The organism is Vibrio sp. R12-SW3-ISO1 (assembly GCF_059834005.1).
On the sequence record NZ_JCBDGK010000047.1, the window covers coordinates 184,952 to 194,625 of the forward strand.

The 9,674-nt window shown below is 50.2% G+C and carries 9 protein-coding genes and 3 tRNA genes; 6 read left to right on the forward strand and 6 right to left on the reverse strand.

What is annotated here, in order from left to right:
* Positions 1 to 3 precede the first annotated feature (3 nt).
* Positions 4 to 2,700 (reverse strand): nitrate reductase, encoded by a 2,697-nt coding sequence (locus AC6R0R_RS15050; RefSeq protein ID WP_500627276.1) that lies wholly within the window; start codon positions 2,698 to 2,700, stop codon positions 4 to 6.
* Positions 2,701 to 3,053: 353 nt separating this feature from the next.
* On the opposite strand from AC6R0R_RS15050, the gene AC6R0R_RS15055 reads away from it, so the two are divergent.
* The gene (locus AC6R0R_RS15055) at positions 3,054 to 3,524 is read left to right on the forward strand and encodes a NanQ anomerase/TabA/YiaL family protein (protein ID WP_334552009.1); all 471 of its coding nucleotides are present in this window, start codon (positions 3,054 to 3,056) and stop codon (positions 3,522 to 3,524) included.
* A 79-nt stretch (positions 3,525 to 3,603) separates the two neighbouring features.
* On the opposite strand, the gene AC6R0R_RS15060 is transcribed toward AC6R0R_RS15055, so the two are convergent.
* Positions 3,604 to 4,182: a TetR/AcrR family transcriptional regulator gene (locus AC6R0R_RS15060; protein WP_500627277.1), complete on the reverse strand. Its 579-nt coding sequence runs from the start codon at positions 4,180 to 4,182 to the stop codon at positions 3,604 to 3,606.
* A gap of 129 nt (positions 4,183 to 4,311) precedes the next feature.
* On the opposite strand from AC6R0R_RS15060, the gene AC6R0R_RS15065 reads away from it, so the two are divergent.
* Together AC6R0R_RS15065 and AC6R0R_RS15070 are read left to right on the forward strand one after the other, a co-directional pair.
* Complete coding sequence (locus AC6R0R_RS15065; protein WP_500627278.1) at positions 4,312 to 5,352, forward strand: alkene reductase; 1,041 nt, start codon at positions 4,312 to 4,314, stop codon at positions 5,350 to 5,352.
* A gap of 169 nt (positions 5,353 to 5,521) precedes the next feature.
* Entirely contained in the window at positions 5,522 to 6,472 is a 951-nt protein-coding gene (locus tag AC6R0R_RS15070) for a GGDEF domain-containing protein (protein ID WP_500627279.1), read from the forward strand.
* A gap of 36 nt (positions 6,473 to 6,508) precedes the next feature.
* On the opposite strand, the gene AC6R0R_RS15075 is transcribed toward AC6R0R_RS15070, so the two are convergent.
* Positions 6,509 to 6,582: transfer RNA gene (locus AC6R0R_RS15075), tRNA-Cys, on the reverse strand.
* A 41-nt stretch (positions 6,583 to 6,623) separates the two neighbouring features.
* Positions 6,624 to 6,710: transfer RNA gene (locus AC6R0R_RS15080), tRNA-Leu, on the reverse strand.
* 254 nt (positions 6,711 to 6,964) lie between these two features.
* Here AC6R0R_RS15080 and AC6R0R_RS15085 point away from each other — a divergent pair.
* The 3 genes from AC6R0R_RS15085 to AC6R0R_RS15095 all read left to right on the forward strand — a co-directional run bounded on the left by AC6R0R_RS15085 (position 6,965) and on the right by AC6R0R_RS15095 (position 9,096).
* Complete coding sequence (locus tag AC6R0R_RS15085) at positions 6,965 to 7,690, forward strand: AzlC family ABC transporter permease (protein WP_500627280.1); 726 nt, start codon at positions 6,965 to 6,967, stop codon at positions 7,688 to 7,690.
* Complete coding sequence (locus AC6R0R_RS15090; RefSeq protein WP_500627281.1) at positions 7,687 to 7,995, forward strand: AzlD family protein; 309 nt, start codon at positions 7,687 to 7,689, stop codon at positions 7,993 to 7,995. The genes AC6R0R_RS15085 and AC6R0R_RS15090 overlap by 4 nt, the downstream gene beginning before the upstream one ends.
* A 111-nt stretch (positions 7,996 to 8,106) precedes the next feature.
* Positions 8,107 to 9,096 (forward strand): LLM class flavin-dependent oxidoreductase, encoded by a 990-nt coding sequence (locus AC6R0R_RS15095; protein WP_500627282.1) that lies wholly within the window; start codon positions 8,107 to 8,109, stop codon positions 9,094 to 9,096.
* 16 nt (positions 9,097 to 9,112) lie between these two features.
* Here the strand turns inward: AC6R0R_RS15095 and AC6R0R_RS15100 are convergent.
* Positions 9,113 to 9,186, reverse strand: a tRNA-Cys gene (locus tag AC6R0R_RS15100).
* A 184-nt stretch (positions 9,187 to 9,370) separates the two neighbouring features.
* Positions 9,371 to 9,674 (reverse strand): HopJ type III effector protein (locus AC6R0R_RS15105; protein ID WP_500627283.1); only part of this gene is annotated, 304 nt, incomplete at its 5' end.

Below are 9,674 nucleotides of genomic sequence, written 5' to 3' on the forward strand. Positions count from 1 at the left end.
CACTTACCTCATTGTCGCGTTCGGCGACGTATCTACTACTGTGATGCTTTGCGTCGTTGTATCAGGCGAAACCTGCGTTTGCTCGAACTCTTCCACCAAACGTGCGACTTGTGGTAAACAAGAGCCGCAGTTGGTGCCGCACTTCAATCTGGTTTGCAACTGCGCTACGCTCGAACACTCCCCTTCGCTGAGCGATTGCAAAATCTGCTCATCGGTCACTCTAAAGCAACTGCAAATAAGCTCGCTCTGGCCTTCTTGCGCTGCAAGAGAAATAAGACGGCTGAAATTGAGCGACTTGCCGACCAACTCCACTAATTTGGTGTAATCGGAGTGGATAGGTTGCTCTGACGTGACCAATAAAGAGCGGACAATGCGCTCATCTCCAACCTCATCAAAATCCACCGCTAACCATCCAGAAGAGGTATCAAGGACGACTCGGCGGGTTTTGATATGGCTGAGGCGGCTAAGTCTGTCACCCACACACAACGTCTGCTTATCTGCGGGCTTATCATGGGCAAAGCGCCAAATACCGACACGATTCTCCACTTGAAAGGAGTGATACAGGCAATCGTCGGGGTCAAATTGGCTGCCAATGTAGAGGCCATAAGTCTTAACCGATACTGGCAGAAGCTCGACCTCGCTTGACTTAAACGCGGGCTGACCAGAATGGGGGTCGGCATCTCGACTCACGACGGCGTTCACTTGTGACTTTCCGCCATACGCCGCCGCCCAATGCATCGACATAAAGAGCTGTTTGTAACTCAAGGTCTCATCCATGCCCACTTTCGCCACAATAGTGGCGTGCGGCCCTTGCGCCGATGCAAGTTTGGCAGATGAGATACGTATAAGTTGCCCAGCCTCAATACCCAAATGGCTTGCCGATAGCGCGTTCATGTACACCGTCGGCTCCGTTTCTGAGGCGGCAAGATGAACCACATGCCCTGTGCGCGTCATGGTGTGCCATTGATCGCGCTGACGACCGGTATTGAGCCACCAGCCTCGTTGCAATGCGCCCTCTTTCGCGGCAATGAAACGCGCTTTACCGTCGGCGAAACTAAAACGCTGCTCGGCGTAAGGTCTCTCCCCGCCCCATTGCTTAGGTTGCCATTGGCGATACTCCTCATCCGTCAGCTCAGCATATTGGCTGATATCCAGTAAACGTGGAGACGTTGCATTGATGCCCGTCATGGCGGCATATTCACGAAACACGTCCGCTTCGCTTTGAAAATCAAATCCGTTGCTCACACCGAGTTTTTCACACAAAAGCGCGCCAACAACGCTAATCGCACGCCAATCGGGTAAAGCCTGCCCCGGTGGTGGAGTGAACTGTCTTTGGCGCGACATGGTGCGCTCTGAGTTGGTCACCATGCCCTGCTTTTCTCCCCAACCTGCGGCGGGTAACAGCAGATCTGCGTATTGAGCGATGTCTGAATCGGCGGTGATGTCTGACACGATAACCAAAGGACAGGCTTCAAGTGCGCGGCGCACGTAGTGGTTATCTGGCATCGAGACCACCGGATTGGTTGCCATGATCCAAATCACTTTGATCTCGTTGCGCTCAACCGCTTCAAACATCTCGATCGCTTTTAAACCAGGCTTTCTGGCGATATTAGGCGCTTGCCAAAAGTCTTCGACCAATGCGATGGACTCATCATCGAAGCCACGATGGACAGCCAATTGATTGGCGAGCCCGCCGACTTCGCGCCCGCCCATCGCATTCGGTTGCCCGGTGATAGAAAACGGCCCTGCGCCCTGATAACCGATCGCCCCTTTAGCTAAATGCGCGTTGATGATGGCATTGCCTTTGTCTGCACCACTTCGCGATTGGTTAACGCCTTGGCAAAACAGCGTGATCGCCTTGCGCTCTTGCGCAAACCAGCGATAGAAGGTCGCAATTTTCGCCGGCTCGACCTTGATACGTTCCGCAATCGCATCCAACTGATATTGGCTAGCGTTCACTTCAGTCAACAATGCCTCAAAGCCTTCTGTGTGGTTGGTAATAAAGTCATGGTCAAGCGCATCATGTTGATGTAAATAGCGAATCAGTCCGTGAAACAGCGCCACATCGCCGTCATTGGCAATAGGAATATGCAAGTCCGCTTGGCTCGCGGTGACGGTTTCGCGTGGATCAATCACGACCAGCTTCATCTCTGGATTCTTATCGCGCGCTTGTTGGATCCGACGAAACAGCACAGGGTGCGTCCACGCGGTATTCGCTCCACAAATGACAATCAGATTGGCATGATTAAGGTCATCATAATTGACCGGCACTACGTCTTCGCCAAACGCGCGATTGTGCGCCACCACCGCCGAAGACATGCACAAACGTGAATTGGTGTCGATGTTGGCACTGCCAACAAAGCCTTTCATCAGCTTATTGGCAACGTAATAATCTTCCGTCAACAGTTGCCCTGAAACGTACATGGCGACCGAATCCGCGCCTTGCGTGTGGATCGCCTCCGCCATCGCACCAACAATGCGCTCTGCCGCTTCATCCCAGCTCACTTCCTTGCCCTGAAATTTGGGGTAGAGCAAGCGCGACGGCATTTTCATGCTCTCTGCAAGCGCGGCGCCTTTAACACACAGTGCGCCTTGGTTGGCTGAGTGGGCTTTGTCCCCAACAATACCGAGTGGGCCAATTTCGACTCCGCAGCCGACGCCGCAATACGGACAGGCCGATTTGATACATTCCTTTGCCATGATTCCTTCCTCTAAAAACAACAAAGCCTCTTCCTGTTGGGAAGAGGCTCCTTTGCCGTTGACGTTGTTATTGTATTGTGTGACTGAGCACGAATTTACTTAGGTCACTTAGGGTAAAGCAATGAAGATGCCAAATATAAAAACCAATAAAATCAGACAATTAAATATTTTCAACACCCTAAATTGCACCAATTATGTGCGGAGCAGGATCCTCACAGTGCGCGTCTCTACTTCGCTCACTGAACGGTTGACGAACGCGCACTCAATCACACTCTCATAAATAGTGATTGTTGTTTTTGAAAAGCTATTTTATATTTCAGGTGTTATTGTCATACAAATATTAAGGATTCACTATGTTTACTGCTAGCACTGCAGAGCTCTCCTTTGCCCGCTTCCTACAGCCTAAACTCATCGAGCTGATTGAACGCGTAATGGAACAAACTGCTCAACCTATCGAAAATGGCCGTCATGATCTGGAAGGTGACAGCGCCTTTTTCTTGGTGATGGATGACAACACTCAACCACTTGAACAGCGTAAGTCAGAGTGCCACCAACGTTACCTTGACGTGCAATTGCTGCTCGAAGGTGAAGAGACGTTTGGCTACAGCCTACTGCCGTATACGGGGTTGGATGAAGATTACCTAGCGGATAAAGATTTGGCGTTCAGTGAGCAGCTACAACAAGAGCAATTTGTCACCATTAAAGCCGGTGAATTTGTGGTGTTCTACCCGGGCCAACCTCACCGTCCATTGGTTGCTGTCAACAACCAGCCAGCGCCGGTGCGCAAAGTCGTGATCAAGATTGAAAAGAGTTTGTTTGAGTAAACTGACCGACGTCTTCGGCATTTTACCATAGCGCGGCGAGAAGCCGCGCGTATTAATGTTGTGTGGGTTTGTTTAGCAACTAGCCCTTGATGTAGCGCAATAGCTCGTCGTTCAGTGCGCGAAGTACGCCAGAATCAGGCTGAGTGTGAGACAAAGTACGCATGCCATAAATACCCATGACTAAAAACTGTGCTACCAGCTCAGGCGAGCGATGATTGGCAATTTCCCCAAGCTCCATCATAACGGCTATCTTTTCCACCAGCCATTGCTGCCAACGGCGCAACATGTCACTGATCAAAGCCTCAACTTGTTCATCTTGATGAGCCAGCTCGCTCAGCGCTTTTTGCAGCAAGCAATCTTTAATCTGCTCTTGTTCGCACTCTTCGAGCACCGACTCCATGTAGGCTTCAATCCCTTCAAACACCGTTGAGTAAGACGCAAACAGCGCTTCCATCGCTTGGTGTCTATCGAGTTGATACTGCTCCAATGCGGCGATCAATAGACCACGCTTGTTGTCAAACGCACAATAAATCGACCCAGGATGTAGCCCGGTTGCCAACGTAAGATCTTGCATACTGGTTTTGCCATAGCCATTCTCGACAAACTTCGCCATTGCTTGCCTTAATACCACTTGGCGGTCAAATTCTGCGCTGCGCATAACATCACTCTTAAGGTTGGAATACCCACATAGTAACTGATGTTGAATGTGCATTCAAAAAATACTTGAATGGACATTCAAAATATTCTAACTTGAATAGGCATTCAAATACTCTCGAAGGACACGTCGATGAATACCCTATTTCAACCGTTCAAGCTCAATGAAACGCTAACGCTCAACAACCGCATTGTGATGGCTCCCCTAACTCGCTGCATGTCTGACGAGGATCTGGTGCCAACGGATGCAATGGTGGAATACTATGGCCGCCGCGCCGACACAGGCTTAATCATTACCGAAGCGACCTTAATCAGTGCTGACGGTCAAGGCTACCCTAACACCCCTGGGCTCTTTACTGAAAAGCAGATTGAGGGCTGGAAAAAGGTCACTCAGCGTGTGCATCAAAATGGCGGAAAGATCTTCGCTCAGCTATGGCACACCGGCCGCGTTGCGCACCCGTCGTTTTTTGGTGGCGATAAAGTGATTGCCCCTTCTGCGATTGGTGTCGAAGGCACCGTGCCACGCATGCGCCATCTCACCTATCTAACGCCAACCCCAGCCAGCAAAGAAGAGATTCAGCGCTTAGTCGCCGATTTTGCCAAGGCCTCTCAAAACGCCATCGAAGCAGGCTTTGATGGTGTCGAGATCCACGGTGCAAACGGCTATCTCATCGACCAATTCCTTCACTACAGCAGCAACCAACGTGATGATGAGTATGGCCAAACAGCGGAAAATATGTCTCGTTTTGCGCTAGAAGTGATGGACGCTGTCGTGGAAGCGATCGGCGCGGATCGCGTTGGTCTCCGTCTCTCCCCTGGCGCTTACTTTAACGTCGAGGCCGACCCACGTGATCGTGACGTATTCGATTACTTGCTCAAGCAACTCGAAGTACGTGATTTGGCCTACTTACATGTGGGCATTTTCGATGACGCTATGACATTTGAGCACCTAGGCGGCACCGCCTCGCAATACATGCGCGCTCAATACTCGAAAACATTGATCGGCGTGGGTGGTTTTGATGCTCAAACCGGCAATGAGGCGATTGAAGCAGGCAAGTTTGATTTACTTGCGATTGGCCGTCCTCTGATTGCCAACCCAGATTACGTTGAAAAAGTGAAATCGGGCCAAGCGCTCACTCCGTACAGTGAAGAGATGCTGGCCTCACTAGTATAAGGCGCGCATCAGCAGCCTTTAGATTACTGAGAATAAGACAAAAGCGCCGATACTCTCGGCGCTTTTTCCATTTTTCATTCGGTAAAACTCTGCTACCAAACAGTAGAGAATTTTGTACTATGGTCAACTTGTTAACTCTCCCCCTGTCCATTGCGAGTGCAGTCAAGTCATGAATGAATACGACGAAAACACTGAACGTCTTGAGAACGAAATCGCACAGTTGAAACGCGATAATGCACGCCTGCAAGAAAAGCTCAATGCCGCGCTCGATGGCACTGGGTTATGTTTATGGGAACAACATATTCCGACGGGGTCGTTAACTATCTTCAATATGGAATGGGGAGCGATGCTCGGCTATCAAACCTCTGAACTCAGTGCCACCGTCGATACCTGGAAGAGTAAACTTCACCCCGAAGACTATGATCTTGCGGTTGGCGCATTTGAAGACCATATCGCAGGGAAGACCGAGCACTACCAAGTGATTCACCGTATGGTGCATAAAGATGGCTCCGACAGTTGGGTACTTGACCGTGGGCGTATAGTAGAATTCGATTCGCAAGGTCAACCCATTAGGATGATGGGTACACACATCGACATTACGCAAGAAAAACGCTATGAGTTGCAGTTGGCAAAACTCGCCTCTAGTGATCCGTTGACGGGCCTCCTCAACCGTAAAGCACTGGAGCAGCACTATGACAGTATCGAAACAGACCACTCCGTTCACTCAGCGATGATTTTTATCGATGTCGACAACTTTAAGTCAGTCAACGATGAACTCGGTCATAAAATGGGGGATCTACTCCTCATTGAGATTGCCGAGTGGATTCGGGAAATATCGGGACAAGAAGGTCACGCCGCGCGTTTGGGTGGCGATGAATTTGTGATCTTTTTTGCTCAGTGTGATTTAACCCAGCTTAAGGCTATCTGCCAGCGTCTACTCGCATTTACATCCTATACCCTAAGCAGAGAACATGCGAAGGTGACAATAGGATTTAGTATCGGTGCATGCCAGTTTCAGCGCCAAGAACAAAGCTTTGATGCGATTTATCAACATACCGACGACGCGATGTATCAAATTAAGAAGAATGGTAAGAACAGCGTCGCTATAGTCACGCTTTGAGGCTGCTTTTCGTTTAAGAGATGAATAGAGAAAGAATGGAGGCGCGTCCCGGAGTCGAACCGAGGTCCACGGATTTGCAATCCGCTGCATAGCCACTCTGCCAACGCGCCTTTGTATCTACGACTTGATAAGCCTGTTCTGCTTGAGTTAATGGTGCCCCGGGCCGGACTTGAACCGGCACAGCGCGAACGCCGAGGGATTTTAAATCCCTTGTGTCTACCAATTCCACCACCAGGGCAACGCAATAGATGCGAAGGTCACACCATTTCTCTTCGGCGATTGCCGTGAGAACGAGGCGTACTTTAACGAATTGAGCGAAGCGGTCAACAAAAAACTGTAACTCGCTGAACCGTTTAGATAAAAAGCCATCAATCCGTGCAAATAATCATCGTCACAACCCTTTTGCGTCTAGCACACATTCATGGTACTGATAGACGCTCTTATAATAAATCAGTGGCAAATCACTTTACTGCACACTGGCTAGGAAAAGTCATGCTTACTCAAACTCAACAAGTGGACAGCACTGAGCTGCACCATTTTACTCGTTATGATGTTTGGAACGGTTTTCGAGAACTGGTTCCGCTGTCATTCTTTGTGATTATCTTCGGTATTGCGTTTGGTGTCGCTGCGGTCCAAGTCGGCTTGGAACCGTTATCCATTATGCTAATGAGCGGATTAGTTTTCGCAGGGGCGTCACAGTTCGCGACGTTAGAGATGTGGGGACAAGAGGTCGCGTTGATTCCCGTTTTAGTGACCGTCTTTGCCATTAATGCGCGTCATTTGTTAATGGGGGCGACCCTTTACCCTTGGCTACGCCACCTTCCGGCCAGCAAGCGCTATGGCGTCATGTTATTTGCCTCAGACGCCAACTGGGCGATGTCAATGAATGCGTTTGGCCGCCATCAGAGAGGACTCGGCCTTCTGCTCGGTGGCGGTGTAGCATTGTGGTCTTTTTGGATGCTAGGCACCTGGCTTGGCTATGCGTTTGGCAACTTGATCAGTGACCCAATCAGTTTAGGGCTCGATATGGTCATGGGCTGTTTTTTACTCTCTATGGTAGCGATTGGCCCTAAGAGCCTGCGTATGTTCGTTATTTGGGGCGTGGCCGGATGCGCATCCTTGCTGGCCTATTATTATTTGCCCGACAATAGCCATGTTGTGGTTGGCGCGCTCGCAGGAGGGTTGCTCGGCGCCTTTTGGACGGAGAAACAAGCATGATGATCTCAACCGATTGGCAAGGCACGTTAATTATTATTATCGCCATGGCACTGGTCACCCTGCTCACACGCTGGGGTGGCGTGTTCGTCATGTCGTTTGTACCAATTAGCTACCGAGTGCAGCAATTTATCACCGCTATGTCGGGGTCGGTGTTAATCGCGCTGTTGGCCCCCTTAGCGGTGGAAGGTGACATGGGGGCTCGCGTTGCACTTTTGGTTACTGCTATCGTGAGCTTTACCACCAAAAAACCGTTGCCAGCAATCGCATCAGGTATTGCCGCAGCAGCGCTCACGCGTCTCATCTAAGCGGAGATTAAGGACAAATTTGTCCACAGTGAAAGGGCAAATTTGCCCTTTTAAACCTACGTACTCGACACCATGTGTTAGATAACATTCATCAACAGGCCATACTCATCTATGTCTTTCCCACGCTTATCCGTTCTTGATTTGGCGCCCGTTTCTGACGGCACAGACTTCTCTCAGACTTTTCAACGTTCAGTCGAATTGGCGCAAGCCGTCGAATCTTGGGGCTATCACCGTTTTTGGATGGCGGAACACCATAATATGCCTGATATTGCCAGTGCCGCCACCAGTGTGTTGCTCAGCCATATCGGCGCTCACACCCACTCGATCCGTTTGGGCTCCGGTGGTGTTATGTTGCCCAACCATGCGCCCCTTGTTATTGCAGAGCAATTTGGCACATTGGACGCGCTCTACCCAGGGCGGATCGATCTTGGGCTGGGACGAGCGCCAGGTACCGACTATCCGACAATGCATGCGCTAAGGCGCGATCCAGAGCGTATGGATCCCGACTTCGCAGAGCTGCTAGAAGAGTTGACGTTTTTTCTCGGTCCCGTATCCCAAAACCAACCCGTTGCGGCTTATCCTGGTAACAACACGTCAATACCGATTTGGTTGCTGGGTTCGAGTACGTACAGCGCTCGTTTGGCCGCGCAGAAAGGACTGCCCTTTGCGTTCGCCGCACACTTCGCACCAGACGCGATGTCTCGAGCGTTAGCTTATTATCGTGATGAGTTTGTTCCGTCGCAGCACTTAGCAAAACCTTACGTGATGATTGGTGCTAACGTCATTGTGGCAGAGAGCCAATCGCACGCAGAGTATTTGGCGACGACAGAAAAACAGAAGTTTTTGAAAATGGTACGCGGCCGCCGTGAAAAGCTGCCCCCTCCGGTACACAGCATGGCACCACTTTGGTCAGCGCAAGAAAAACTGCACGTTGAAACCCAGTTGCGCGAGTCAATTCATGGTGACAAAGCCCATGTTAAGCACGCCATTGAATCACTGGTGGAACGGACTGGCGCCGATGAGATTATGGTCAACGCAATGGTATATGATCAGAGCGAAAAACTGCGTTCTTATCAGCTACTGTCTGAGTTGATGGAATAACAAGATAGAAAAAGAATGGAGGCGCGTCCCGGAGTCGAACCGAGGTCCACGGATTTGCAATCCGCTGCATAGCCACTCTGCCAACGCGCCTTTTTTAGAACAGCACTGAGTCTCAGTGCTGTGTTCGGCGCTTACTTTACGTATTCAGCACGAGGAGTCAAACAAAAATCCCTATTTTAGGCGTGTTCGCTGACAAATGCGCCAATTAGAGCAGACATTGTACGAAGTGGTCGTTCAATATAGTCGTCCACCTCTCGCCTGTCTTTGACGACGCTTACCCCTTATCTGCTAATGCTTGACCTTCAAAATTCACACCTTGCCAACCGGTTTGCATAAAATTGCGGATGTTCACGTGATCATCCCCTGCCGGATGGTTGAGGACATCTTCACGATAATAACGCCCAAAGCAAGCGAGGGTTTGTGACTCTGACAGTTGATTCTTTTGGCCAAACGCAAAAATCTTGCAAGACCCATTGTTCTGATTCACCTCATTAAAGGTGTCACCATTGGTGAACGCGGTAGGCGTAAACGTGTAGTAACGCTCAATGATTGCCATGGTCTGATCAAACTCTATCGTC

Excerpts from the sequence above, each read along its gene's own strand:
- AC6R0R_RS15090 (WP_500627281.1), top strand. The coding sequence starts at position 7,687 with ATGATGATCTCAACCGATTGGCAAGGCACGTTAATTATTATTATCGCC.
- AC6R0R_RS15050 (WP_500627276.1), bottom strand. The coding sequence starts at position 2,700 with ATGGCAAAGGAATGTATCAAATCGGCCTGTCCGTATTGCGGCGTCGGC.
- AC6R0R_RS15085 (WP_500627280.1), top strand. The coding sequence starts at position 6,965 with ATGCTTACTCAAACTCAACAAGTGGACAGCACTGAGCTGCACCATTTT.
- AC6R0R_RS15055 (WP_334552009.1), top strand. The coding sequence starts at position 3,054 with ATGTTTACTGCTAGCACTGCAGAGCTCTCCTTTGCCCGCTTCCTACAG.
- AC6R0R_RS15095 (WP_500627282.1), top strand. The coding sequence starts at position 8,107 with ATGTCTTTCCCACGCTTATCCGTTCTTGATTTGGCGCCCGTTTCTGAC.
- AC6R0R_RS15060 (WP_500627277.1), bottom strand. The coding sequence starts at position 4,182 with ATGCGCAGCGCAGAATTTGACCGCCAAGTGGTATTAAGGCAAGCAATG.
- AC6R0R_RS15065 (WP_500627278.1), top strand. The coding sequence starts at position 4,312 with ATGAATACCCTATTTCAACCGTTCAAGCTCAATGAAACGCTAACGCTC.
- AC6R0R_RS15070 (WP_500627279.1), top strand. The coding sequence starts at position 5,522 with ATGAATGAATACGACGAAAACACTGAACGTCTTGAGAACGAAATCGCA.